Below are 543 nucleotides of genomic sequence, written 5' to 3'. Positions count from 1 at the left end.
ACCTGCCGACGACCTTTGCCGGCATGGAAGTGCTCAAGTTCCAGCAACTGGTGCGCCCCGGCGACCACGTCGAACTGCACCTGCGCTTCGACCCGCAACGCAGCAAGCTGTATTTCGCCTACCGCAACGGCGTCGCGGCCTGCTCCAGTGGCCGGATTCAACTGGAGCCTGCGCATGCATAACCCCTGCGCCCTGATCCCGGTCTACAACCATGAAACCGCCGTGCCGGCCGTGGTCCACAGCCTGCTCGACAGCGGCCTGCCATGCCTGTTGGTGGACGATGGCAGCAGCCCGGCGTGCGCGGCGGTGCTGGCGCAATTGGCGACCCTCGACAACGTCAGCCTGCTCACCCTGCCGAACAACCAAGGCAAGGGCAGCGCGGTGATGGCCGGCTTTCGCGAAGCGGCGCGCCTGGGCTTCACCCATGCCCTGCAAGTGGACGCCGACGGCCAACATGACCTGCGCGAAGTCGAGAGCTTCATCGATACCTCGCGCCGACACCCCACGGCGGTGATCTGCGGCTACCCCGAGTACGACGACAGC

The 543-nt window shown here is 66.3% G+C and carries 2 protein-coding genes; both read left to right on the top strand.

What is annotated here, in order from left to right; genetic code table 11:
* The coding region (locus M2R48_RS21390; protein ID WP_262087643.1) for a hypothetical protein at window positions 1-182 on the top strand (182 nt) is incomplete at its 5' end.
* Window positions 175-543 (top strand): glycosyltransferase family 2 protein (locus M2R48_RS21385; RefSeq protein WP_262087641.1); only part of this gene is annotated, 369 nt, incomplete at its 3' end. The genes M2R48_RS21390 and M2R48_RS21385, both read left to right, overlap by 8 nt.

Origin of the sequence: Acinetobacter sp. I-MWF (genome assembly GCF_025433935.1) — a bacterium.
Lineage (GTDB): Bacteria > Pseudomonadota > Gammaproteobacteria > Pseudomonadales > Moraxellaceae > Acinetobacter > Acinetobacter guillouiae.
This window is presented reverse-complemented; position numbering and strand designations above follow the sequence as displayed.